This window comes from Sphingobacterium spiritivorum, assembly GCF_016724845.1.
In the GTDB taxonomy this organism is placed as follows: domain Bacteria; phylum Bacteroidota; class Bacteroidia; order Sphingobacteriales; family Sphingobacteriaceae; genus Sphingobacterium; species Sphingobacterium spiritivorum_A.
In genome coordinates this window covers 678,229-704,469 of sequence record NZ_CP068082.1, presented here as the reverse complement: position 1 = coordinate 704,469, position 26,241 = coordinate 678,229, and the positions used below count along the sequence as shown (strand labels likewise).

Here is a 26,241-nt window from a genome sequence, read left to right as displayed (position 1 = left end):
ACAGCGTAAGCTATACTGTGGAATCGGTGTATCCATATTTTTTTGAATTCTTCAAAATTAAAATCTGAAGTGTGAGAACGCTTTGTTAGCTTCCGCCATTTTGTGCGTATCCTCTTTTTTCTTAACAGCAGCACCTTCACCTTTAGAAGCTGAAATGATCTCTCCTGCTAATTTTTCGAACATCGTCTTTTCACCACGTTTGCGTGAGTACGAAATTAACCATTTCATACCTAAAGCAATCTTACGCTCAGGACGTACTTCCATAGGAACCTGGAAGTTAGCACCACCTACACGACGAGATTTAACCTCTACGGCTGGCATAACGTTGTTTAGAGCTTTTTTCCAAGTCTCTAAACCACTTTCGCTAGTTTTTTGTTCTACTAATTCTACTGCTTTGTAAAAGATGTCATAGGCGATAGATTTTTTACCGTCATACATCATGTTGTTTACAAAACGTGTTACCTGAACGTCATTAAACTTTGGATCAGGTAGAATGATTCTCTTTTTTGGTTTTGATTTTCTCATTTCTCTTTCCTCCGTTTAATTATTTCTTTTTACCTTTTGCAGGAGCTGCAGCTGCTTGTCCTGGTTTAGGGCGTTTAGTTCCGTATTTAGAACGACGTTGGTTACGACCTGCTACACCTGAAGTATCTAATGCACCACGGATAATGTGGTAACGTACACCTGGTAAATCTTTTACACGACCACCACGGATCAATACGATCGAGTGCTCTTGTAAGTTGTGACCTTCTCCGGGGATGTAAGCGTTGACCTCTTTACCGTTTGTTAAACGTACACGAGCTACTTTACGCATTGCTGAGTTTGGTTTTTTAGGGGTAGTAGTGTATACACGTGTACACACACCTCTTCGCTGTGGACAGCTGTCCAACGCTGGAGACTTACTCTTGTCTACCAGAGCTACTCTACCTTTTCTAACTAATTGTTGAATAGTAGGCATTTACCTGTTTTTGATTATAAAATTTATTAAAAATAATTTTTTAAAGTCCGCAAAGATAGCGATTCTGTTTTGAATATTAAATAGTTAGCCAATAAATTTTAATTGTTTTTTTTGATGTGTTGTTTTTAGTACAGGAGTGAAGATGTGGTTTTTCAATACCTGAAAATCGTGTACCTGTTTACGGGTAATTTTCATTTTTATGAGTTTACAATGCGGTTTTGATCTTCTTTTGGCCATAGATTTGCAAGGCTGAGCATGAAAAACTAAAATTTATTTACAAAAAACAATTGATATTATGAAAATGAAAGCGATGTATTCAATGGTAGTAGCCTTAGTAATGGTAGCATTTGTAGGATGTTCTGATAAAGATGATCCTGCACCAAGCGGAGGCAGTATAGATGCGGTATTAGGAAACTACAAAGGTACGATCAAAATTATCGGTGGCGCAGAAGTATTTGATCAAACATTAGTCATTACAAAAGTGAATGATAAAAAGGTTAAAGTAACAGCGCAGAATACTTCCCTGAATCTGCCTGTAAGAGAACTTGAAGTAATAAATAATATGAATATCTCTATTCAGGCTGTTGCTACAGAACCTCAGGGATCTCTTATTTATACTTTCGAGAATAAAGGATTGATGTTTGTAGCAGAAAGAACTTCTGAAGGACAATTGGAATATTCATTTAACGGTACTAAGCAATAATTCAATATAGAAATTGAATAAATTAAAGGAGGATATGAAAATATCCTCCTTTTTTTATTTCACCTACTTCTAAGGTAATCAAAAAGTTGCATAGGGCTCTCTGTGAAATTCCGTATGTTAGGGTTATCAATTAAGAAAACTTATCCATGAAAAAGACTGCCTTTATTTGTTTCGGTTTGCTGTTGTTGTCTCGTATGGAGGTAATGGCACAAAGTAACCTTTTGTATACAGATGCTTATTATTCCAGGGTTGACGGTAAAGACTGGCTGATCAATGCGGAAGAGTATAAAGCTGAAATATACGAAACTAAGGATCGGACTGATGTGATACTGGATAATGGTCTTGTACGTCGCTCATTTCGGTTAGCTCCGGATCTGGTGTGCTATGATTACAGTAATCTGCGTACCGGTCAGCAACTGATTCGTGCGGTAGAGCCGGAAGCATGGGTGAATATTAATGGTACAGATTATTCTGTGGGAGGCCTGGACGGCCAGAAGGAGAAAGCGTATTTACTCACCGAATGGCTCCCGTCATTTAAAAAGAAAAAGGATGGTTTTTATTATGTGTCGCATGAGATGGTTCCCCTGAGTGCTCCTATAAAGGCAAATCATGTCTTCTGGAGTAGCAACAGCAGCATCCCAAAAGGAAAGGCTATTGTATTTCGCTATCAGCATCCGAAATTGCCGGGTGTCACAGTGCAGGTGCATTACGAGATTTATGATAAGCTACCTGTGATTCGCAAGTGGGTGACAATAAAAAATCAATCCGGAAAATCTTTAACGGTGAACAGAGTCGTTCATGAAGTGCTGAGTCTGGTGGAGGAAGAATCTGCTGTAGTCGGGGAAACCGATCAGATGCTAAAGCAAAGCGGGATATATTTTGAAACCAATTATGCATACAATAATGCTATGCAATACCGCCTTTCGGACCAGACAACACATTGGGAAACGGACTCTGCCTATACTTCTCAGGTCAATTATGATCTGAAGACTCCGGTTAGGGTTAAGATCTATCCTGCTAAGGTTTCTGATATTGCTCTTGCAGATGATAAAGTGTTTGAGTCGGTCAAGACATATGAGTTGTTACACGATAGCTATGACCGGGAGCGCAGAGGACTTGCTGTTGGGCGCATGTACCGTCTGTTGTCTCCATGGGTGACTGCAAATCCGATCTTTATGCACTTGGTAAGTAAAAATGATGATGATGTGCGGGCGGCTATTGATCAGGCTGCAGCAGTAGGTTACGAAGCGGTGATATTGAGTTTCGGAAGTCATCTTAATATGGAAGATAGTTCTGCAGCTAACCATGCTAAATGGAAGAAACTGGCAATATATGCCAAAAGTAAAGGCGTAAGGATTGGAGGATATACGCTGTTCAGTTCCCGTAAAATCTCTGCAGAAACAGATGTTATAGATCCGAAGACAGGAAAGCCCGGGGGAGCATTTTTTGGAAATGCGCCATGTATGGCCAGTGAATGGGGGTTGAAATATGCTGAAGCAATTGTTGATTTTTTTAAACAGACGGGATTTGATATTCTGGAAATGGATGGTCCCTACCCCGGAGATGTATGTGCTTCACATAATCATCCCGGCCATAAAGGCCTGGAGGATTCACAATGGGCGCAAATGAATATTCAAAAAAAGATCTTCCATGAGCTAAATGCTATGGATGTCTATATAAATGCGCCGGATTGGTATTTTCTGGATGGTACGAATAAAATCGGACTGGGATACAGAGAAGTGAATTTTGCATTATCACGCGCACAACAAAAAATATTGAACCGTCAGAATATATATGATGGTACCTGGGAGCGAACGCCGTCTATGAGTTGGGGTTTTGTTCCGCTGACGGCTTACCATGGCGGTGGAGCAGATGCTGTTATTGAACCTTTGGATGAGCATCTTGAAGATTACAAGCAACTGATGGTACAGTACTATGCGGCCGGTGTGCAGGCCTGTTATCGTGGTCCCAGACTTTATGATACAGACCGAACGAAGCGGATGGTAATGGATGTGGTGGATTGGTATAAAAAGTACCGTACTATCCTTAATGCGGATGTGGTGCATTTGAGAAGACCTGACGGAAGGGACTGGGATGGTATTCTGCATGTAGATCCGCAAGGGAAAGAGAAGGGATTGGCTGTATTGTACAACCCGACTAAAAGTGCGATTACCCGTACAGTACGCTTGCCGGTTTATTATACCGGATTGAGTAAGACTGTCACGCTAAGTGAGCAGGAGGGAAAAGCTAGGCAATTAAATGTAGACGCACAGGGGATGGTCGCGTATACTGTCGCCATTCCTGCAGAAAGCTATACCTGGCTGATGATTCGTTAGGGTATAAGTACTCTGATCTGCCAGCCGGCAGATCAGAGTACTTATATATTTTCAGGATAACTTTTTTTCGGAATATGCGACTTCTTAATTTTATCCAAGCAGGGTGAAGTCAATCTGTCTTTTGTCCAGATCTACCTTTTTTACTTTGATCTGTACCTCATCCCCCAGTTGGTATTTCTTTTTCTTACGCTGACCGATTATGGCGTAATTCTTTTCGTCAAGTACATAGAAATCATCCGTGATATCGCGGAGACGGACCATACCTTCGCATTTGTTGGATTCGATCTCTACATACATGCCCCATTCGGTTACACCTGATACGATACCGGTATATTCTGTTCCGATCTGATCCTGCAGGAATTCTGCCTGTTTGTATTTGATCGATGCGCGTTCCGCTTCGGCTGCTTTCTTTTCCATTTGTGAAGAGTGTTCACTCATCTTCTCATAATGCTCCGCATTTACTTTTTGACCTCCATCCAGATAGAACTGAAGCAATCTGTGCACCATTACATCGGGGTAACGGCGGATAGGTGAAGTGAAATGGGTGTAATAATCAAAAGCAAGACCGTAGTGACTTGTGTTTTTTGTAGTGTATACGGCTTTGGCCATAGAGCGCACTGCCAGAGAAGTCAGCAGGTTTTGTTCTTTGCTGCCCTCTATTTTGGTCATTAAGGCATTCAGCGATTTAGCTGTTTCTTTATCTGAACGTATGGTCAGCTTATGTCCGAAACGGGATGCGAACTGCGAAAAGGTTGTTAAGGTCTCCGGGTTCGGAAGGTCGTGGAAGCGGTATACAAATGTTAGCTTGTTTTTACCTTTTCCCTGCTTACCGATGTATTCGGCAACTTTGCGGTTGGCCAGCAGCATAAAGTCTTCGATCAGCTTATGTGCATCTTTTCTGACTTTGGTATATACTCCTGTAGGCTTCCCGTTTTCATCCAGTGTGAATTTGACTTCTTCGCTTTCGAAACTGATCGCGCCGTTTTTAAATTTTTTCTCGCGAAGGATATAGGCCAGTTCGTTTAGTTTGAGTATTTCAGTTGTAAAATCGCCGGCTTTGTTTTCAATGACTTCCTGTGCTTCTTCATAGGAGAAGCGGCGGTCTGAATGGATAACGGTTCTTCCAAACCACTGGTCGTGTATATTCGCCTTGTCATCGAGTTCGAATACTGCAGAGAAACAAAGTCTGTCTTCGTTTGGACGGAGTGAACACAGGTCATTGGAAAGCCGCTCAGGAAGCATCGGGATCACGCGGTCCACCAGATAGACGGATGTTGCGCGCTCGAATGCTTCTTTGTCCAGTGCAGTATCCGGTTTTACAAAATGGGATACATCTGCGATGTGTACACCTATCTCATAATGACCATTCGGCAATTGCTGAAAGGAGATCGCATCATCAAAATCTTTGGCGTCGGCAGGGTCGATTGTAAAGGTTGGGATCGTGCGGAAATCACGACGCTTCAGGATCTCTGTATTGTCAATGACAGCGGAGAAACTGTTGGCTTCTTTTTCTACTTCCGGAGGGAAGGAAAGCGGAAATCCGTAGTCTGCCAATATGGCATTCATTTCGGTATTGTTCTCTCCTTTTTTTCCTAATACATCTTTCACCCGCCCCACCGGATTCTTACTTCCTTTTGGCCATTCGGTGATCGACACTACTACCTTTTCGCCATCTTTTGCACCGTTGAGATTGTCCAGCGGAATGAAAATGTCGTGAAGCATTTTACGGTCATCCGCAATGAAGAATGCAAAGCTTTTGGAAAGGTTGATAATACCTGTGAAATCGGTCTTCGCTCTTTGCAAAATCTCCACCACTTCACCTTCCTTTTTGCGGCCTTTGCGCTTCTCGTACGTGTGTACTTTGACGATGTCTCCATGCAGAGCCTGACGCAACTTCCGGGGTGCGATAAAGATGTCATTTTCCAGTTCATCTTCGGGTATTACATAGGCCGAACCATCGGCCGTCATATCAACTTTTCCGGTAACATATACCTTTATCTGACGGAGCTGAAACTTGCCTCTTTCGCTTTCGATAAAGGGGCTGTTCTTGGGGTCTATGGTCAGCACTTCAGCTATTGCTGCTTTACTGTCCGAGTCGGATACATTTAGTTTCGCCGCGACCTGTTTGTAGTTAAGGGGTTTGTTTCCGGATTTTTCGAAAATGTCAACGATCATCTGTGTCAACACTTCTTTATAAGGATTGTCTTTTTTTGTTCTCATGTAATAAATTTTACAGTTATGTCTCCGGTTCTTTCCTCCTGAGCAGAGGAGGAGGGAAGTAAGATGGAGAGCTGTTCTTCATGTGAGGATTGACTCACAGTAGAAATTTCTATGTACTCCGAATGTACGTAAAATTTTGCGGAGATGGGTTATGATTAGGTAAGTTTTTATGGAAATATTCTAATGTGTATTTTATATTTATTTTAGCTTATATTTTATTTTGATTTACAGTTTTATATGTCTGTTTTTGCTAAAATTATAAAAACACGTATCTGCGTTTAATTGAAATGAGAGTATTATTATTGTAAAATCATCTTTTTTACATGTTTTTGCTAAAATAAAAATATGAATTAATTGGTTATTTTAACTTTTATAATTATTTTAAATACAATGTCTTATGAATTGTGTTTATTTTATTTAGCAACATATAAAAGTTTGTTTTTAGCTTGAATTTTTTTGCGTAATGTAGCAAATGCAGATTAAAAAACTACATTATTAAAAGGAGGATACAGAGGTGTAGCTGATGAATATTATTCTTCTAATGACTGGCAATTGTCGCAAAGACCTACGGCATTTACTGCTATCGAATGTAGTTTGAAATTCTTGGGAAGATTGATTTTAGGAAGTGAAATTTCTTCCAGACAAAAGATGCTGTTGCAGACCGCACAGATAAAATGTACATGCTGATCGTGATGATCATGTGCCGAACATTGGGTAGAGCAGATGGCGTATGTGGCAGTTCCGTTAAGGTCAAAGATCTTGTGGAGAATTCCTTTTTCTTCAAAATTTGCCAGTATCCTGTACAGGGTCACACGGTCTATTTCCGTACCCAGAATTTTCTCTAAGTCGGGTTGGGATATCGCAGAATTCTTGGCCGACACAATCTCCAGAACACGCAGTCTCGGCTGTGTTACTTTCAACTTGTTTGAACGTAATAAGCTTGTGAAATGTGCTTCCTGTGCAGCTTTATTTTCCGGATTTTCAATCGACTTCATAATACAAATTTACATAAACTTTCAGGTATAAAAAAACCGAAAACAGTCACGGTACAAGCCGGTCTTGTTTTCGGTTTTCTTATGACTTTCGTCTTACTTTTTATTTCCCTGCAGCTTTAGCGTGATCCGCCAGAAACTGTGCAAGACCACTGTCTGTTAACGGGTGTTTTAGCAGGGATACGATCGCTGATAAAGGACCTGTCATAACATCTGCACCGATCTTCGCACAACCCAAAATATGAGCACTGTGACGTACGGAAGCAGCGAGGATTTGTGTTTTGAAACCATAGTTGTCGTAGATCAGACGAATGTCTTCGATCAGGGCTAATCCGTCTGTCGAAATGTCATCTAATCTTCCGATAAAAGGAGATACATAAGTCGCTCCGGCTTTGGCAGCCAACAAGGCCTGACCTGCTGAGAACACCAAAGTACAGTTGGTTTTGATACCTTTTTTACTGAAATATTTGATTGCTTTGATACCATCTTTGATCATAGGTACCTTTACCACAATCTTGTCATCCAGCGCCGCTAATGCTTCTCCTTCTTTGATCATGTTTTCATAATCGGTAGAGATTACTTCAGCACTTACATCGCCTTCAACAATAGCACAGATAGCTTTGTAATGGTTGATTACGTTTTCGTCACCACTGATGCCTTCTTTAGCCATCAGACTAGGGTTAGTCGTTACGCCGTCTAATACGCCTAGGTCCTGTGCTTCTTTTATCTGATCTAAGTTAGCGGTATCAATAAAAAATTTCATGATGTATTGGATTGATTGTTAATTGTTTGAAAAAATAAATTTTGCGTAAAGATAATTATTTCCCTTGATACTCCCCGTGTAAATTAAATATTGCAGATTTTTCAAACTTTTATGCTTCTTTTCTGTATAGAATGTAACAATGTACCCTTAATGCCGCTATTCTGCTAAGATAAGTGGTACTTTTATCCCGAAATTACATGCATGCAGCTTTTTAGATCCTTATCATATCCCAATTTCAGACTCCACGTAACAGGCCAGGCTATCTCTCTACTGGGTACATGGATGCAGCGTGTCGCGATCAGCTGGCTGGTCTACCGTCTTACTGATTCTGTATTTTATCTGGGTCTGGTCACATTTATTTCCTTATCACCTTCCCTGTTTTTCTCTCCTTTTATCGGCAGTTTTGTAGATAAGCACAAAAAATACAGACTTGTTTTTCTGACGCAGATCGGCTTAATGATCCAGGCAGGTTTACTGACTTTGCTGGTGTACATGAAATGGGAGACTGTATTCTGGCTTAGCGTCCTGGGATTTGTACAGGGCGTGATCAATGCTTATGATGTTCTTGGCCGCCAATCGTTAATGGTGTTGTTGGTCGATAATAAAAAGGATCTGCCTAACGCTATCGCGCTTAATTCATCCGTTTTCAATGCCGCACGAATGGTAGGACCCGCAATAGGAGGCTTTTTACTCAGTAAATATGGAGAATTGGTATGTTTTGGTCTTAATTTTATCAGTTTTATCCCTGTTATTGCCATGCTGATGCTGATGAATGTTAAGGAATCTGTATCGCTTAATCATAAAGAGAGTACCTGGAGAGGACTCGTAGAAGGCTTTAATTATCTTCGGCATTCTCCTCATATTTCTTCGCTGATCGTGTTGCTGGCGCTGTCGAGTATGTTTGTTATTCCTTTCACCTCGTTATTGCCCGCTGTAGCAAAAGATATGTTTTCGGGTAATGCCGATACGTTTTCATGGTTTGAGAGTGCTGCCGGGCTCGGAGCGATGCTTGGAGCCTTTAATATGGCCAGGCTTAAGTCAGGAAGCAATCTTCGTTATGGTGTTTTATTTTCAGCACTTGCGATGGGAGTCGGGCTGGTCTTTCTCGCCGGATCTAAGATGCTGGCTTTTGCTTTAATCTATATAGCTGTTATTTCTTTTGCTATGATGGTTCAGAATTCGAGTATCAATACCTATATACAGACGCATGCTATACCGGCTTACCGTGCACGGGCTATCAGCTATTATGTAATGGCTTTTCAGGGTGTATTTCCGTTGGGTAGTTTACTGGTAGGTGTTATCGCCGAATACTGCGGACTGCGCAATACCTTGTATATAATGGGGGGAGTAGGAGTGCTGATTTCTGTAGCTTATTATACTTATCTGCGCTTGCATATTCACAGAAGGCTGTTCAAATTCAGCTTTTACGAACGGGGCGACTCCTGAGTCTGACCGTATGTTTGTTGTAATCTATTACCGCACCGTAGCGGGTTAGAATATCACCACCTAATACGCCTATTACCGGTTCAATGCCCATTTGTTCGTATGCATAGTTGATCGAACTCAGATCTAATACCGCTACATCTACCTTTTTAATTTCCCATTCCCTGATTTGTATTTTAGGCAGGTGGAGGATAAAACTTTCCATGGAATTGGTTCCAAGTCCGGTAGAGAGAATATCAGTGCTTTGCAGATCCTGTTCAGCCAGACCGGATGAGATCACTGTAGTCTTGTCCAATACGGTTTTGGAAGCACCTGTATCCAAAACCATATTGAATGATCTGTCAAATATTTCGACTTCAAGGACAATATGGTAGCCATCACCTTGAAGATTCAGTAGCGTGAAAGGAATAATAGTCATTTGAGCCTGAAAAGAGCGCTATATGGGGTGAAAAAATAGTTTATAGCGCATTAATCTCTTTCAGCACATTGTTCATATTGCGTACAGCTTCTGCACTTGCATTGAATTTTTGAGATTCTTCATCAGAAAGTTCCAAAGGAACGATACGATCCCAGCCATTTTTGTTGATAATTACCGGAACACCCAGATTGATATCTTCCTGTCCGAATTCTCCTTCCAGGTAGACAGAAGCTGTGAAAAGTTTATTTTGATCCCGAACGATACTTTCTACTACAGCAGCAGATGCCGCTCCCGGAGCATACCAGGCAGATGTACCGATCAAAGCTGTCAGAGTAGCACCGCCGACCATTGTTTTTTGTACAATATCGTCCTGTTCTTCTTTTGTTAAAAAGGTAGATACGGGGATACTGTTCCACGTGGCATGTTGAATCAGCGGGATCATGGTTGTGTCACCATGTCCGCCTATTACAATAGCATTCAGGTCTGCTGGAGAGGCATTTAGCTTCTCGCTTAACTGATATTTGAAGCGGGCTGAATCTAATGTTCCGCCCATTCCGATAATACGGTTTTTAGGAAGTCCGCTGGATTTAAGAGCCAGATAAGTCATAGTATCCATGGGATTGGAAACAATAACAATGATAATGTCCGGAGAATGTTTTACCAGATTTTCTACAACAGATTTTACAATGTTTGCATTGGTTCCGATGAGTTCTTCGCGGGTCATTCCCGGTTTACGGGGTATACCCGAAGTGATAACAGCTACTGCAGAACCTGCTGTCTGCGCGTAATCGTTGGTGACACCTTTTATTTTTGCGTCAAAACCCAGAAGAGCTGCAGTCTGCGAGATGTCCTGAGCTTTACCTTCTGCAAAACCTTCTTTTATGTCCAGAAGGATGATTTCTTCTGCTACACTTTTTCTGACCAGATTGTCTGCTGTGGTTGCACCAACAGCTCCTGCACCAACTACTGTTACTTTCATAAACCTTGAATTTAACTTGTTTTACACTTATTCGGTATATGGTAAATATAATGAATAAATAACGAACTCCTGTAGATTATAAAAATAAAATCCGGAAAAAAGAGTTCTCCGGATCCTGTATTAAAATGGATATCCGATAGCCAGATTGAATACCAGATTGTTACTTCTCCAGGTTTTACTTCCGAAATCTATATCCTTGAATACCCATCTGTCTCCTTTTGGTAGATATGGTACTCGCAAGGGAATTGCAAAATCCGTACGCAAGATCAGGAAGGTAAAGTCAAAGCGCAGACCTGCACCTGCACCTACCGCCAGTTCACTGATAAAGTCTTTTGAAAACTTACCTCCCGGTTTGTCCGGATCTTCATTTTGTAACCACACATTTCCGGCGTCGATAAAAGCTGCCCAATGAACAATACTGGCTAATTTAGCTCTATACTCTGTGTTTAATTCTAATTTTAAATCACCCGTCTGATCTGCAAAAAAATTGTTTTGTCCCACATTCTGCGGTGCGTTACTACCCGGGCCGATAGCTCTTGCTCTGAACGCTCTTAAGCTGTTGGGACCTCCTACAAAATACTGTTTGAGGTAGGGCAGGGAATTGGAGTTACCATAGGAATAACTATAGCCGATCGCAACACGGGAAGCGATCTGAGAAGTTTCAGACAATTTAAAGTAATGTCTGGCATCCGCCTGTAGCTTGATATATTGAGCATAGTATGCATTGAAGATCTTGTGACGCTTGCCTTCTGCATAATTGGCTCCCTGAATCAATCCCAGAATATTACCCGACAAATCCACCCCTCCTTTGAAATAGAATGTGTTTTTCAAGGCCGTATTCATGGTATTGGTGTAGGTATAGTTATAGTTGGGGCCGAATGAAAACTGCGGATCTATAATATGTCTCAGTGAAGGCACGGTATCCATCTGCGCGCGATAATCGTCAGATACATTTCGTGGTTGTACATATATGACCTCCAGTACGCTCAGATCATGTTGTTTCTCATCAGTTTCCTTCCAGGCATATCCATAGTCAAATTTGATGGAATTGAGCTGGTAAGCTGCTTTTCTGTTAAGAAATTCAAATCCTGTTTTGAAATATGTTTTAGGAATGTACTTGCGTGTTCCTGACCATTTAAACGGGGTCAGCAGGCGGGGCAATGAATAAGTCAGTTCGGCTCCGTAGCGGTAGTAACTGGAATTCAGATTGACGCTTCCGCCGGTCTGTGTTTCATACCCACCGAATACATTCAGTGATAATTGTTCAGCTCCTCTGAAGGCATTACGCATGCTCCAGGTTACGTTTAGTTCGGAACCGTTATATACGGATGCCATTTTTCCGAGTAGTTCCAGACGAAGCGACTTTTTCGGAAGCGGTGTCAGGTAATAATACACATCTAGCGTATTCGTCGAATCTTTGGAGTCTACAAAGTTGTTCTTCACAAATTTGAAACTGTTGAGATTGACCAGATGGTTGATTGTCAGGTTGTGATTGTGACGGTTATACGTGTCTCCGCGTTTAAAGAAGATGTGATTCGCAATAACGGGTTTACGAAAGGTATTCTTTCGGTCGATGATATAATAATTGTCTCTGAAGAGTTCAGCATTTCTGGGGTTAGACAACTGATATCCGCTGTTAGAAAGCTGGTAATTAGGATATATGTAGATGTTGCCTATCTTTTGAGGATGTTTAGCCTGTTCAGGTGTTTCTTTTTTCAACACCACATACATATCTACCTTATGATTTCCGATGCTGCTGTCTACCTGAACAAGAAGGTTTTCGGGATTGAAATAGTAATATCCTTTATTTTTAAGTTCGTTGTCTATACGGTCACGCTCGTTGAGAATAACATCCAGACTGTAATTCTGGCCTACGACCAGCAGTGATCTGTCTTTCGATTCCAGAATATCCTTACCAATCTGGGAGGTGCTGTCTATATCAAATTTTACGGACTTGATCCTGTAGATCAGATTAGGAGTTGCTGTATAAGTTACTGTAGCTTCTTTATTATTAATGGTGGTATCCGACGTCACTTCTGCATTGAAGAAACCTATATTCTCCAGTTTATTGCGGACCAGATTTTCATTATATTCCCGGTTTACATCACTCAGAAAAACAGGTTTTGCACCCAGACCTTTAATCCATTTGCGTACAATATTATTGGTAACAGAATCTCCGCCTCCCATATAATAAAGTCCGCTTTTAATCCGTAAGCCTAAGAGTTTTTTGTTAGGCTTAGGCATCAGAAGTCCTTCCAGATGTTCAGATAACAGCTTCTTTTTATCAGCGGGGATCGTATCCGAATTAATGACTACCTCGCCATTATCGTATAATGATTCCCCCTCCGGCAAATGCTTTTTCGTGCTACATGCCGAAGAGAGCAGCAGCAGAACAGTAATAAATCCCAGCGCCTGCAGTTTACCCTTTTGCATTTTGTCTCCTTTCCTCTTCTTCATTACGAATAGCTGATTTTAAAGTATCTGTCTTTTTGTGGTTTGTATCATTTTTACCGGATTTGTCCAGTGAATCTTTCTTAAGCTGCTGCTGCTCCTGAAGTTTTTTCTCCTGACGTTTACGGTACTCGGGGCTGTTTTGCATCAGACTATCCCGTATTACTGCTCTTACGCTATCCCTGTATACCGAATCCTTATCCATACGCTCTACATCAAATCTTCTTCTGAATCCTTTACTTTCGGTGTCGTAATAATTCTGCAGTTGCTTGGTATTCATAAATATCTCTCTGAACTTATTATAGTCCATATTGATAATGAAACCAATCCCTGTCTCTACAAATTGTCCCTGCAGCGTTGCCTGATACTGATTTTTGCGGTATACACGTGCAAAATATCTTCCGTCCTGTGAAAGCTGATAATCCAAAGAAATATCACCTGCAATATTGTTGGCCTGTTCTCCCGGTCTGGAACTTCCTTCGACCTCAAAGTTAGAACCGATTGTAATTTTCAGACGATCGTCAAACAGCATTTTAGATACACCGATATTGAGGTCAGTACGCGTATTGCCGGATCCGGTCAGATAATCTTGTGACGATTCCAGACCAAAATCAAGTTCTACACCTTTTATAAGGTCGGAAGCCAGTGCATTTAACTGCCCGCTCAGGAAGGAGCTCATGGTATTACGGGCAGTACCCTCTACACCACCACCTCCGGACAAACTTTCAAATGGATTGGAAGCCATAAAGCGACCTAGTATAATTAGGGAGAAGACCTGCTTGTTCAATTCAGACTGATCTTCACGAAGAGCCGTCAGTGCAATGTTGACTTTACTCACCACATCCTGCGAAACGATAGCATTTTTCTCATCGAGATCAATGTCAAAGTTAATGTTCGGTTTGAACAACTCACCGGTCAGTAACAGTTTTACAGCAAATGGAATCCGTTGTTTGTATAAGTTGGCGCTTTCGGTACCGATCTGATTCTGTACAAGTTCCAGTGTCGGAAATTTATTTGTATAAAGAGCTGTAATGGCCAGTTGTGCATCCAGCGGATCGCCGTTCCAGGTAATGGTACTGCCTTTTTCAAAACCAAATTCTTTGCTGAGCGGACCGAAGCTGAAGGAATAATCTCCTTTTTCTACGGTGAAGGTACCTGACATCGTGATTTTCTCGCTGGCATCAATTCCCATGTTCAATTCGGCTGTTCCCTGTATATTCAGCGCATCTTTGGAACCTTCATCCATGATGATCTTGAATTTAGCCTCTTTATCCGTTTGCAGATTCAGGGTAAGATCTATTCCTGAAAGGTGTGATGTAGTGGTCATGGAATCGAGCTTTGCAAATATATTGGCTGCTGAAGTATCACTTTTATTTACAAATTCGACTACCCCATCCCGCTGTACCATTCCCGGATTATCATTAGGAACGATAAATACGAAATCAGTTTTGTCATTTGCTTTGATATTACCGTCCACCACAGGTTTGTGCATATCCCCTCTGATGCGAAGATTGGAAGTCACAAATAGTTTACCGTAGAACAGATCGTTATCCTCGCGGGTAGAGTTGACTACAGTAAAATCATTTGTATTCAGATTGAGATTGAAATCAAAGTCTGTGTAATCTTTTGTCAGGATAGAACCGTTGATTCTGGCTGTATTTCCTCTCTTATCTTTAATATTAAATTCTTTGAATGCAAGACCCTGATCATTGAATGAAATGGTCTGGTCGTCCATATAAAAGTCGGCATTAAGCATGGTGATGTTCAGCCGTGCATCCTGGAATACCAGATCACCTTTTATACTCGGATCGGCTGTAGTGCCACTGATATTAAGTGTTCCTTCGAGATTCCCTTCTGTATTTTGAAGGTAGCCCAGACTGAATGCCTCGACCGTTTTCATTTTTAGTGGTTTGAGGTCCAGAGTTGCCTGAAAAGTGGACTTGCCATCCGGAGGACTTATATATTCTCCAAGAAGACGTACATTATTGCCATTTTCTGTGATGCTCACATCCGCTGCATAAGTGTTCTCTTTTTCGTTATTAACCTTAATGGCAATATTTCCAACTGTATCTTTCCCGAAATAGAATTTATCTATTGTCAGATCAGAAACAAAAACAGGCTTACTTTCAAGACGGGATATTGTAGCACTTCCGTTTATTCCCCCGCCCAGATTCAGTGCTTCAGATTCCAGCATTTGGGAGAATGTTTCGATTCTGAAATTGTTGAAACTTAAGTTGATCGGAGAGTTAAGAGATGAATCCTGAGAAACAATCTTCAGTTCCTGTCCTTTATTGGTCAGAATAAAATCCTGTGCCCGGATACCGGCTTTACCAAAGGAAAGACTGTTATTCTGGTTGATGTTCCACGTTTCGTAGTTCAGCATCAGACCATTCTCGAGTAGACTGAGGATATAATTATCATCATTGACTTTCATTTGCGCCCCGAGGTAGTATTGCTCTTTCTCCTGTTTATCTTTTATCCAGAGACCAAAGTCCAGATTGTTTTTTATTACCTTTCCACTCAATACGGTATTGATCAATTCAACATTACTGATCGCAATTTTATTGATAAGCGTAGAATAGTACATCGTACTGTCTACGGTATTGATATCGAGTGAAACATTTTCAATTTTTGTGCCTCCGTAGATGACTTTTGGCGCAACGAGTTTTGCCAGGATAGATTTGGTCTGACTATCAAATGTACCATCCAGTGTTACGGGTCTCAGTTCTTCCAGATCAGGAAAGAAGTCACGAATAAATCGCGAATTGTTCAGTTGCGCACTAAACTCAAAGTTTTGAGGTGAATACGGAGGTATTTTTGTAGGGTTGGCATTCGGCTGATAATATACCCGCAGAATATCCTGCATTGCACTTCCGAGTTCGGTAAGCTGATATTTACCCACGAGGTGAGCTTTCAGGAATTCAGATTGCAAGGTCAGCATATTACGGCTGGTGTCTGCTTTAGCAATCATAGAAACACTATCCAGCACAAAACGATCATTGTTATAGGCGATAGACGAATTGACAATGTCAATACGGCCGTTTAAGAAATTAAGGTCTGCAGTTTCAAAATCAGCAACGATCTTACCATGATAACGCAGATCCTCTGTCATGAGTTTGAGGTTTTTGAAATTGATGCTGTCGATCATCATTTCCATATTTACCTTTGGATATTTTCCGCGCATATCTGCATTAGCATTCATATGAAGATCCAGATTTGGATCGCTACTGCTGATTGTGGCGCCGATATCTCCTTTGTTGGCCAGTAAATCAAGGTCAATATTCTGATAGCGGTATCCCATAGCGTCCAGGCGCAGGAGTTTTCCTTTTACATCGGCCTGCATAGTTTTAGGATTGAGGCCATGTCCTTTCACATCAGCATCAAAGGCAAGTATACCCAGTGTGGAATCCATCTTTAACAGATGCCCTAGGTTGAAATCCTCGATACGTACCCGTGCATCATAGGAGGTGTCACGTCCTGCCATATTGAGTTTGCCGTCAAACGAGGCATTTCCCTGCTCTGTCTTCAGTTTCAGATCTGCATCAAACCCTTTCATTCCTCCTTTGAATGTACCTGTCAGTCCGATCGAATTGGGCAATTGTATACTGTCCGGAAGCATAGATTTTGCAATCAGTTGCTCCAGATCACGGCGTCCTGTAGTTAATTTTTTCAGGCGCAGATCAATGTTCATTTTTTCCGGGTCAGGTAAACCTGTAATATGCGCACTGGCAATAATATGCGTGCGGTTGAGTGTTTTGAATTCCAGCGTTGGGATCTGCAGGTCATTCATCCGGCCTTTGACACGCCCGTCAATAAAGAAGGTTTTGGTCATCAGTGGTTTCATGACTTGCATGGTATCCAGAAAGGGAGCAAAATAGCGGATATCTTTCATACCTACGCGACTCTTGCGGATATTCGCTTCCAATGTCAGTTTCTCAGGCTGTGTACTGATGATATCCAGAGAAGGGTAGGAGATTTTAATATAATCTCTTAATAAGGTATTGGGTGTTTCTGCGTACAGATTTTTGATTATCGCACCGGTATTGGTGTATACAAAATCACCGGATAGTTGTTTAATCTCAAATCCGGAGTGATCTTTAGCTTTTAGCATGGATAAGGATCCGGACAGAGAATCTGCAGAGTAGAACAGATCTTTAAGATCTCCGGACAGGCCCTGAATTTTTATATTGCCATAATCGAAACCTTTCATACGGGCCTGATTATCATCTTTAAACAGGAAATTGGTCTTATTGATGACAATTTCATTTGCAGATACAATCCAGTTATTCGAAGAAGTCGCAGCAGTAGAATCTTTTGTCGTTTTTACTTCAGGCTTTTTGTTGATCTTTCCAAACAAAACTTTTGAATCCGAGCCATCCAGTTTTATATTATCTAACGTGACAATTTCCTTATTAAGATCAATTTCATGTATACTTGCTACAAGGTCATTGATATTAAAGCGGGTATCCATTGCGGATGATGAATCACTGTAGCGTACATCAATATTCTTTAGATTGGCGGTTTTGATGCCTACATTGGGTAGGAGAGAGGCTTCTTTCACAGAAGGATCTGTTATTCCGAAATCTTCGGCCTTGGGGCGATTGGTGTCGGTCATAGGCGACCATTGATTTACAATTGCTGTCAGTCCGTCAATATTGACGACCGGCATATCAAAAGTCATATTTTTGGTCAGGTCAAAGGTCTTGATACGGGTGTCGAAGTGACCGAGATTAATTTCAGCTCTTGTACCGATGACATCATCTTTGTAAATAAACCGGATTTTATCAAAATTTACTTTTTCAATATTAAATACCATAGCAGATGTGGTGTCTGCTGTAGCGGTACTTTCTTTCTCCGATGAAAATGCTTTTACAATGTAGTCAAAATTAAACGCACTGTCTGGCAGACTGCGGCTTATTTTTGCGGTAGCTCCTTTTAAAGATATTTCCTGAATTTCGACGGTGTTTTTGAGTAATTTGAACATGTCGATATCTACTTTGAGCTCTTCTGCAGATACCAGTGTATCTTTGGTCTGATCAGCTAAATAGACATTCTCCAGCACCAGATCCTTAGGAAATCCTATTTTAATATACCCTATACGTACAGGTGTGCCGATTTTGCCTTCGACATAATTCGTCACTTTGCCCACCACAAAGTTTTGAACTGCAGGGAGCCGGATCAGAAAAACAATAAGTAAAAGTAAGGCTATAATAGAGCCGACAATCCATAAGAATGTCTTTAATGCAATGCGTCCTAATTTATTCAAAATTTGAAAAATCTATATATAAGCGTCAAAAGTTCTATTAAACAACGTAAAAAGACCGGATATGTTTACGAAAAAAATGATTTTCATATTATATGCCTTGAGGGCAAAGATAATATAACAGCAGTAATTAATTGTATTTTTGCCTGTTAAGGATTTATTTTTTGTCAATAAAAACGTGTTTATTCGCTTTAAAGACAGATTCTTATACAGCACAATTGACAAGTATTTATTAAGTGAAGCAGATATCCGAATAAAAAACATAATTAAGGTCATTACTCCACTCCTTATTCCAAAACTTTTTGATATTTAATACTATGATAGTTTTCTTCATATTCAAAAAGAGTGCCGCTGTTCTCAGATAGTTTTCGTATTTTTACAGACTATTTTTCTAACTACAAAAATTACAGATTATTTTGGATTATCTAGCAGGATTAAATCCGACCCAACGTGCGGCTGTTGAACAGACAGAAGGACCGGTAATGATTGTCGCCGGAGCCGGATCGGGTAAAACACGTGTAATCACGTACCGTGTGGCCCACCTTATACGTAAAGGTGTGGATCCCTTTAATATATTAGTGTTGACTTTTACAAATAAGGCTGCAAAGGAGATGCGTGAGCGTATCATGAAGGTCGTAGGAGGAGAAGCTAAGAATATCTGGATGGGTACTTTTCACTCGGTTTTTGCCAGGATATTACGCGTAGAGGCTGAATTGATCGGATATCCGCGCAATTTTACAATCTACGATACAGACGATACCAAGAGTTTGCTCCGTTCTATCCTCAAGGAGATGAACCTGGATGATAAGTTGTATAATGTAAACCACGTATACGGTCGTATCTCACAGGCGAAAAACAACCTCATCTCTCCACAGGAATATAATAAGAATGAAGCCATCAAAGCGGAAGATCATTCAAATGGCAGGGGACAGATGGGGCAGATCTATATGACCTATGCACAACGCTGTTATCGTGCCGGAGCGATGGATTTTGACGATTTGTTATTCAAGACCAATGTGCTTCTGAATAAGCATCCGGATGTCTTACATAAGTATCAGCATCAGTTTAAATACCTCATGGTGGATGAGTATCAGGATACTAACTTTTCCCAGTATCTGATTGTCAAGCGTCTGGCTGCGGTGAATGAGAATATTTGTGTTGTAGGGGATGATGCACAGAGTATCTATGCCTTTCGCGGTGCGAATATCCAAAATATCCTGAATTTCCAGAAAGATTATCCGGATGTAAAGGTGTTCAAACTGGAGCAAAACTACCGTTCGACCAAGATGATCGTGAATGCCGCCAACAGTATTATTGCGAACAACAAGAATCAACTGGAGAAGAACGTTTTTTCGGATAATGAAGACGGTGAAAAGATAAAGGTTAACAGGGCCTTCTCTGATAATGAAGAAGGAAAGATTGTAGCCGATATTATTGCTCAGGAAAAAGCCCTTAAAGGATTAAACTTTAAAGATTTTGCGATTTTGTATCGTACGAATGCACAGTCCCGATCGATGGAGGAGGCGCTTCGCAAGATCAATATTCCTTATAAGATATACGGAGGAACCTCCTTTTATCAACGTAAGGAGATAAAGGATCTGATTGCGTACTTCAGACTGACCTTCAACCCTAATGATGAGGAAGCGCTGAAGCGTGTTATTAATTACCCGCGTCGTGGAATAGGGGATACAACTATCGAACGCATTATGATCGCTGCAGATCAGCAGCAGATCAGGTTGTGGGACGTTGTTGCCAATGCGCAGATGTTTCTGGATGGAAGAAGTGCCGGCTCGGTGAGTGGTTTTGCTACGATGGTGCAGAGTTTTCAGGCGATGGCCAATAACCATTCGGCATTTGATACAGCGATGCATATCGCACAACATTCAGGAGTGCTGAAGGATCTCTATGAAGATAAATCAGTAGAAGGGCTGAGCAGATACGAAAATATTCAGGAGCTCTTAAATGGTATCAAGGAGTTTTCGGAGAGAGAAGATATAGAAGATCGCGGACTGGATGTATTTATGCAGGATATTGCCCTTCTCACCAACGATGATAACGATAAGAATCCGAATGCGGATACGGTATCCCTGATGACGATTCACTCTTCAAAAGGATTGGAATTTCCGATTGTCTTTATAGTCGGACTGGAAGAAAATCTGTTTCCTTCACAGTTGTCTCTCAACTCCAGGTCCGAACTGGAAGAGGAAAGGCGATTATTCTACGTAGCGGTAACACGTGCGGAGAAAAAATTACACTTGTCGTATGCTACCTCCCGATACAGATGGGGTTCACTGAATAATTGTGAACCGAGCAGGTTTCTGGACGAACTGAATCCGGCATGTCTTGATCTTGATTTCAAACCCAGAGGTATGCCTTCATCAGCAGGCGATGGTTTTCAGAGAGAGCGCATGACCTGGCAGCAGAAAGATCAGGATACATTCTCAAAACCGAAGCCCAAAGTAGTGAAGACGACTTCCATATTGCCAAAAGCGCATACGCCTACGGAAGGCTTTGCTCCGTCGGATACCAGCGGACTTCAGGTAGGGATGGAAGTAGAGCATGAAAGATTTGGATTTGGTAAGGTTATCAATCTGGAAGGCAATAAACCGGACCTCAAAGCAACTATTTTCTTTAAAGAGTTGGGACAAAAGCAATTGTTGCTTAAATTTGCCAAACTTAGGATTGTACAATAGCATTTATTATATTTACAAAATAACGGCGCATATCTTACGTTATTAAAGCGTCATCATCCACAATTTATGAATTTTGATTATAACAGCACAAGACCAAAACTTATTTTAGCCGAATATGGTCGTAATGTGCAAAATATGGTAGATTATATCAGTTCACTACCAACAAAAGAAGAACGTAACCGTCATGCTCAGGTCGTTATCGATATGATGGGTGTTCTTAATCCGCATTTACGTGATGTGGCCGATTTCAAGCACAAGCTTTGGGATCACCTGCAGATTATCTCTGATTTTAAAATTGATGTAGATTCTCCGTATCCTATTCAGAGCAGAGAAAATGTAAAACATCAGCCGGAGATGCTAGGTTATCCTCAACATAATATCCGTTTCAAACATTATGGTCATACTGTAGAAACAATGGTAAGTAAGGCCAGATTGATCACGGATGAAGCCAAAAGAAATCAGATGATCCTGTCGATTGCTAATTTTATGAAAATGGCCTATCTGACATGGAACAAAGACTCTGTATCGGATGAGCAGATTTTACAGGATCTGAAAGAACTGTCAAAAGGGGAACTTTTCTTACCTGAAGGTACAGTGCTTACCAAACTTGATTTCAAAACACCTCCTCCGGGAAGCCGTGTAAAAAGCCAGACCCCTTCTTCAGGTGGTAGCAACAATAACAATAATAATAAAGGAAGCTATCAGCAGAAATCGAATAACAATAACAACAACAAGAAACCGGGTGGTTTTGTAAAAAGAAACAATAACAACAATAATAACGGCGGCCCTAAAAAGAGCTACCATAATAATAACAACAATAATAACAACCATTCAAATAATTATAAGAGAGGATAATCTTTTAAATTGGATAAATGGTACAGAGCAATTGAAATGTCAATCATATTCCAATTGCTTTTTTTTTTGAAATATAATAGTTAGGGTATACATGAACGCATTTGAAATACATGGTGGGAAGCCATTAAAAGGTGAGATTATTCCTCAGGGCGCAAAAAATGAGGCATTGCAGATTATTTCTGCGGTTCTATTAACAGAAGAACCAATGACAATAGCTAATGTGCCTGATATTAAAGATGTCAATAAGCTGATTGAGCTGTTACAGGCATTGGGTGTAAAGGTGAACCGTGTAGATCAGGATACCTATGTCTTTGAAGCGAAAGATATTAATATTGATTATTTCCAGTCGGAAGAATTTAAAGTAAAAGGGGGAGGTCTTCGCGGATCTATTATGATCGTGGGCCCTTTACTTGCCAGATTCGGTAAAGCTGCTATCCCTAAACCGGGAGGTGATAAAATCGGCAGACGTCGTCTGGATACTCACTTTCTTGGATTCGAAAAATTAGGAGCCAAATTTGTTTACGATGCAGACAACAATTTTTTTAATGTCGATGCAAGCGAATTAAGAGGAACGTATATCTTACTGGATGAGGCTTCAGTAACAGGTACGGCTAATATTGTAATGGCTGCTGTACTGGCTAAAGGTACGACCACAATTTATAATGCTGCATGTGAGCCTTATCTGCAACAACTGTGTAAGATGCTGAACAGAATGGGGGCTAATATCTCGGGTATAGGTTCTAATCTGTTGACTATAGAAGGTGTAGAACGTCTTGGCGGAACAAGTCATAAAATGTTGCCGGATATGATCGAGATCGGATCTTTTATCGGGCTTGCCGCAATGACTGGTTCTGAAATTACGATTAAAGATGTGTGCTATCCGGAGTTAGGAATTATTCCTACCATCTTCAGCCGTCTGGGAATTAAGATGGAACTCAGAGGGGATGATATTTTTATTCCTGCTCAGGAACATTATGAGATAGAAACGTTTATCGATGGTTCTATTCTTACGGTATCTGATGCTCCATGGCCGGGATTTACACCGGATTTGTTGAGTATCGTGCTGGTAACAGCTATACAGGCAAAAGGAAATGTGCTGATCCATCAGAAAATGTTTGAAAGCCGTCTGTTCTTTGTAGATAAGCTGATCGATATGGGCGCGCAGATTATTTTATGTGATCCGCACCGGGCTACTGTTATCGGACTGGATAAAGCTTTCAAGCTAAGAGGAATAGAAATGACGTCTCCGGATATTCGGGCAGGTGTATCTTTACTGATAGCAGCATTGTCTGCACAAGGCAAATCCAAAATCTATAACATCGAGCAGATTGAAAGAGGCTATCAGCATATTGAAGAACGTTTAAAAGCGTTGGGAGCGGATATTCGTCGTATAGATGAGACACCGGCAGGTCATTAGATTTGTCTTATTAATGTCTTTTCTCCTGTAAATTGTTACAATAAAGGATAAAATAAATATCTTTGTTTAGAATTAATGTTTAAACACACAATTTAATGTCATCATGAAAAAAATTATTTTATTCTCTGCCTTTGCGGCTCTGGTATTATCTTCATGCGCAGGTAACCCTGAAGGTAAAAAAGCTGAAACTTCTGATTCTACAGCTATTGTTGAAAATACGGTTTCAGGTAATTCTTTTGCAGTAGATACTACGCAGTCTAAAGTAGTATGGACAGGTACAAAAGTAACAGGTCAGCACACAGGTACTGTTGTTGTTAAATCAGGTTCTATTCAGATCGATAACAACGCTCTTGTAGGTGGTACATTTACACTGGATATGAACTCAATCAGTTCTACAGATCTGGAAGGAGAATATAAAGATAAATTAGACGGACATTTGAAAGCAGCTGACTTTTTTGATACAGCACAATTCCCTGAAGCTACTTTTGTGATTTCAAAAGTTGAGGCAGGAGCTACTGCATCTGATGTAAAAGTAACAGGTAATCTGACTATCAAAGGTATCACAAAGAGTATTTCATTTGATACAAAAGTATTGGAATCAACAGACAGTGTAATCAAAACGCATGCAGATTTCAATATCGAACGTGCGGATTGGGGAGTGAACTACGCAGGTAAGGAAGATGATTTGATTTCTAAACAGATCAATTTCAAAATCGATATCGTTGCGAACAAGAAATAAATAAAATCAATAGTATGAGTAAAGCCCGAATGAAACATTCGGGCTTTACTTTTTTAAGAGGTTAGGCTAGAATTTATAGGTTATACCTGCACCCAGAATTTGTTTGACCTGTAATGCAGGCCTTTCTGACCCCGGAGCTCCGTTATCTTTTGGAATAAGGGTATTATCATCATAGATCAGTTGTACCCCGGCATTGACTGTGATCCATTGGTTGACCTTCATCACCAGATTGGCGGTATAATCGACATCTACATTCTGCGGATCTTCCAGATAATTGGAGTAGAGCTTAAGAATATTTTCAAAGGTTATATTTTCCATGATCTCCTTCTTGTAATATGCATCCAGAGAAGCACCAAATTCAAAACGTGATTTTTTACCCGGATCTACTCCGAAAGCACCAACATTGGAAAGAGAATCATTGGTCACAAATACGAAACGTGCTGCGGCAGGAGACAGGTTGACTTTGAAGTTGTCTGATGCCTTGTAAGCCATACCGGGACCAAAACTCAGATAAGCGGGAGCAAAGGCTGTTGATAATAATGTCCTGGCATTGTTGCTGTCATATTTATATCCATTGGCAAACTGTGTGTTGAAATTCATAAAGAAAGTATAGAGCCACCTTTCCTTTGCCTGATAACCAAGTAAACTGCTGATCGCAAATCGGTCATCATTCTTTCTCCAGTCTGTTTCTTTCTGGAAAGTCTGTCCGTAAGCAGCTAATACTTTGTTGTCCCAGCTCCATCTGTCTTTTTTGTAGTTGAAGTCGTAATTAAAGATCAGATTTCCGGCAAAAGAATTGACGCCACCTGCAGCCCAATTCGAGAAAGAACTCTGATTAATCAGAAAAGTGTTTTCTCCTTTGATGGTCCATAACCGGGTTGAATCTGCCGCTTCCTGTTGTGCATAAGCTGCGATGGAGAAAGCTGACAAAAGCAGCATAAGTGTAAGTTTTAATTTCTTCATATTGCAAGATTAATTTCTTAATAACTTAATTAAGAATAAAGATAGTGATTTGATTCACTTTTATGTAATGAAAAAAACGCTGCACTGTGTATCTTTGGCAACAGGAAGTACAGTGAATTATTTATTGAAATCTCCTGCTGAGATGAATCTTTGACATCTCCTTTTAAAACAAATTAAATACGGATGAAAATTACATTGATCTGTGTCGGTAAGACAGATGAAAAATATCTGAATGAGGGTATTGAGAAGTATACAGGCCGGTTAAAGCATTATATTACTTTTGGAATGGTGATTATCCCGGATCTCAAAAACAGTAAGAATATGAGTCAGGCACAGCAGAAGGAAAAAGAAGCTGCTCTGATTCTGAAGCATATCAGTCCGCAGGATACTGTCGTACTTCTGGATGAGTATGGAAAGGAATACCGCTCAGTGGACTTCTCCCGTTATCTCGAGAAGAATATGCTCAACAGTACCCAGCACCTGGTTTTTGTGATAGGAGGGCCATACGGATTTGATCAGACCATATACGACCGGTCAGTACAGAAGATTTCGTTGTCCAAGATGACTTTCTCTCATCAGATGATCCGGTTGTTTTTTGTAGAGCAGGTATATCGTGCTTTTTCCATTTTGAAAGGCGAACCCTATCATCATGAATAGTCGTAAAAATTATGTAAATTGTAGTGAATTTGCATCTAAATAATAAAGGAGGAAATATGAGAATGCAAAAAAGAGATTATCACTTCAAAAGTGATTCGGCGTATAATGAAGGTAAAAAAGCAAAGATTATGATTGCTATAGGAATGGCGTTAGTAATTGCTTTATACTTTATATTCAAATAGAGAAAAAGTGAATTAAAAATAGATAAGGCGATACGGGGAGTATCGCCTTAAAATCACACTAACTATTAAAAAACCTATAGGACTAGGAATTTTCTATACCAAAAATACTGATTTTTATTCAAAATCAAATTATAATTGAAAAAAGAGTCCATAGTATTATTTAATGTGTGTATTTTATTTTGTGCTTGTACATTTAAGGATTTGATTTT

General features: G+C 40.4%; 18 protein-coding genes. 8 read left to right on the top strand and 10 right to left on the bottom strand.

What is annotated here, in order from left to right; translation table 11 throughout:
* Positions 1-57: 57 nt before the first annotated feature.
* Complete coding sequence (rpsG, locus tag I6J03_RS02875) at positions 58-525, bottom strand: 30S ribosomal protein S7 (RefSeq protein ID WP_003010523.1); 468 nt, start codon at positions 523-525, stop codon at positions 58-60.
* 19 nt (positions 526-544) lie between these two features.
* Entirely contained in the window at positions 545-958 is a 414-nt protein-coding gene (rpsL, locus tag I6J03_RS02870; RefSeq protein WP_002993550.1) for a 30S ribosomal protein S12, read from the bottom strand.
* A gap of 295 nt (positions 959-1,253) precedes the next feature.
* Between rpsL and I6J03_RS02865 the strand changes: the two genes are divergently transcribed.
* Positions 1,254-1,661 (top strand): hypothetical protein, encoded by a 408-nt coding sequence (locus tag I6J03_RS02865; protein WP_003010527.1) that lies wholly within the window; start codon positions 1,254-1,256, stop codon positions 1,659-1,661.
* Positions 1,662-1,807: 146 nt separating this feature from the next.
* Positions 1,808-3,997, top strand: coding sequence for a hypothetical protein (locus I6J03_RS02860; RefSeq protein ID WP_003010528.1), 2,190 nt, complete (start codon positions 1,808-1,810; stop codon positions 3,995-3,997).
* Positions 3,998-4,087: 90 nt separating this feature from the next.
* On the opposite strand, the gene rnr is transcribed toward I6J03_RS02860, so the two are convergent.
* The 3 genes from rnr to fsa form a co-directional block, all read right to left on the bottom strand.
* Positions 4,088-6,217 (bottom strand): ribonuclease R, encoded by a 2,130-nt coding sequence (gene rnr / locus I6J03_RS02855; RefSeq protein WP_003010530.1) that lies wholly within the window; start codon positions 6,215-6,217, stop codon positions 4,088-4,090.
* 530 nt (positions 6,218-6,747) lie between these two features.
* Positions 6,748-7,212 carry a Fur family transcriptional regulator gene (locus tag I6J03_RS02850; RefSeq protein WP_003010531.1) on the bottom strand — a complete coding sequence of 155 codons (465 nt, stop codon included), beginning with the start codon at positions 7,210-7,212 and terminating at the stop codon, positions 6,748-6,750.
* 100 nt (positions 7,213-7,312) lie between these two features.
* Positions 7,313-7,972 (bottom strand): fructose-6-phosphate aldolase, encoded by a 660-nt coding sequence (gene fsa / locus I6J03_RS02845; protein WP_003010533.1) that lies wholly within the window; start codon positions 7,970-7,972, stop codon positions 7,313-7,315.
* A 201-nt stretch (positions 7,973-8,173) separates the two neighbouring features.
* Here fsa and I6J03_RS02840 point away from each other — a divergent pair, with 201 nt between their 5' ends.
* Positions 8,174-9,418, top strand: coding sequence for an MFS transporter (locus tag I6J03_RS02840; RefSeq protein ID WP_003010535.1), 1,245 nt, complete (start codon positions 8,174-8,176; stop codon positions 9,416-9,418).
* Here I6J03_RS02840 and I6J03_RS02835 read toward each other — a convergent pair.
* The 4 genes from I6J03_RS02835 to I6J03_RS02820 all read right to left on the bottom strand — a co-directional run bounded on the left by I6J03_RS02835 (position 9,390) and on the right by I6J03_RS02820 (position 18,529).
* Positions 9,390-9,833, bottom strand: coding sequence for a retropepsin-like aspartic protease (locus tag I6J03_RS02835; RefSeq protein ID WP_003010537.1), 444 nt, complete (start codon positions 9,831-9,833; stop codon positions 9,390-9,392). The two genes, I6J03_RS02840 and I6J03_RS02835, sit on opposite strands and share 29 nt — an antisense overlap.
* A 40-nt stretch (positions 9,834-9,873) precedes the next feature.
* A complete protein-coding gene (locus tag I6J03_RS02830) occupies positions 9,874-10,812 on the bottom strand; it encodes a malate dehydrogenase (RefSeq protein ID WP_003010539.1) in 939 nt (312 codons plus the stop codon).
* Between the two features lie 120 nt (positions 10,813-10,932).
* Positions 10,933-13,269, bottom strand: a complete 2,337-nt coding sequence (gene tamL / locus I6J03_RS02825) for a translocation and assembly module lipoprotein TamL (RefSeq protein WP_003010541.1) — start codon at positions 13,267-13,269, stop codon at positions 10,933-10,935.
* Positions 13,232-18,529: a translocation/assembly module TamB domain-containing protein gene (locus tag I6J03_RS02820; protein WP_003010543.1), complete on the bottom strand. Its 5,298-nt coding sequence runs from the start codon at positions 18,527-18,529 to the stop codon at positions 13,232-13,234. Before I6J03_RS02820 ends, tamL begins: the two co-directional genes overlap by 38 nt.
* A gap of 413 nt (positions 18,530-18,942) precedes the next feature.
* Between I6J03_RS02820 and I6J03_RS02815 the strand changes: the two genes are divergently transcribed.
* From I6J03_RS02815 to I6J03_RS02800, 4 genes are all read left to right on the top strand, one after another.
* Positions 18,943-21,219, top strand: a complete 2,277-nt coding sequence (locus tag I6J03_RS02815) for an ATP-dependent helicase (RefSeq protein WP_003010547.1) — start codon at positions 18,943-18,945, stop codon at positions 21,217-21,219.
* A 66-nt stretch (positions 21,220-21,285) separates the two neighbouring features.
* Positions 21,286-22,074 carry a DUF4290 domain-containing protein gene (locus I6J03_RS02810; RefSeq protein ID WP_003010549.1) on the top strand — a complete coding sequence of 263 codons (789 nt, stop codon included), beginning with the start codon at positions 21,286-21,288 and terminating at the stop codon, positions 22,072-22,074.
* 91 nt (positions 22,075-22,165) lie between these two features.
* Complete coding sequence (gene murA, locus I6J03_RS02805) at positions 22,166-23,491, top strand: UDP-N-acetylglucosamine 1-carboxyvinyltransferase (RefSeq protein ID WP_002993581.1); 1,326 nt, start codon at positions 22,166-22,168, stop codon at positions 23,489-23,491.
* 103 nt (positions 23,492-23,594) lie between these two features.
* Positions 23,595-24,230 (top strand): YceI family protein, encoded by a 636-nt coding sequence (locus tag I6J03_RS02800; RefSeq protein WP_003010551.1) that lies wholly within the window; start codon positions 23,595-23,597, stop codon positions 24,228-24,230.
* 66 nt (positions 24,231-24,296) lie between these two features.
* On the opposite strand, the gene I6J03_RS02795 is transcribed toward I6J03_RS02800, so the two are convergent.
* Positions 24,297-25,193: a DUF3078 domain-containing protein gene (locus I6J03_RS02795; protein ID WP_003010553.1), complete on the bottom strand. Its 897-nt coding sequence runs from the start codon at positions 25,191-25,193 to the stop codon at positions 24,297-24,299.
* A gap of 183 nt (positions 25,194-25,376) precedes the next feature.
* Here I6J03_RS02795 and rlmH point away from each other — a divergent pair, with 183 nt between their 5' ends.
* Complete coding sequence (rlmH, locus tag I6J03_RS02790) at positions 25,377-25,850, top strand: 23S rRNA (pseudouridine(1915)-N(3))-methyltransferase RlmH (protein ID WP_003010554.1); 474 nt, start codon at positions 25,377-25,379, stop codon at positions 25,848-25,850.
* The last annotated feature ends 391 nt before the right edge of the window (positions 25,851-26,241 follow it).